The following is a 709-nucleotide window of genomic DNA, read 5'->3' as shown; positions in this document are numbered from 1 at the left end:
TACCACAAGCGACCTCCGGCAGGCGGTTACGTAGGATTGTCAACCTATTCTGACCCCATTGAAAGAGAATACAGGGAAACAACTCTGTATCTTGACAATGAAGGCGATACAACAGATATTACAAATAACAGCGAAAGATTCGACTCATGCTGTTCTGATGCTGCGGATAAATACAGGGATGCTTATGTGGATTTAAGGGCAATCGAAAGCACATTCTGGGCTTACCCTGACAGGCAATACCTGTCCAAACATGCTGTAAATTGCGATATCCCACCATGGCTGCACAGAAGAATGGCAGAAGAAGTTTTGACAATGCTTGATTCGGTAGAAAAGGACAATCCTGCCTTTAATTATTCTCTTATTGATTCTCCTGGGCAGGATCCGACCGATTTGCAGGTAGCAACTGCCGAAAAACTCATTCTGAAACTACAAAAAGACAGGGAAGCTTACGTAAACAGAGAGCAGTACCTCACATCCTTAGGAAAAATGTACACTTCAAGCGATTCTGCCCGGTACATTGCTAAAAACGAGGCTTATAACAGACTAATAGAAGATATTGACCGAAAAAACCGTAAACTGGACTCTGATCTCAATGCTTACATCTTAAAGGCTCTTGAGAAAAAAGGCATTGATACCAGTTCATTTGACAGTGTAACCTCAGGTCCTATGACTCTTTTTAACAATCCGGCAGTGGAAAGGGCTGCTTCAG

1 pseudogene is annotated in these 709 nt (G+C 42.7%); it reads left to right on the top strand.

Annotated elements, in window-relative coordinates:
- A pseudogene (locus EQO05_RS15220) lies at nt 1–709 on the top strand (hypothetical protein); the annotation flags it as partial.

This window comes from Methanosarcina sp. MSH10X1, assembly GCF_004099695.1.
GTDB lineage: Archaea > Halobacteriota > Methanosarcinia > Methanosarcinales > Methanosarcinaceae > Methanosarcina.
Note: the sequence above shows the minus strand (reverse complement) of the source record. Positions and strands in the feature narration are given on the sequence as shown.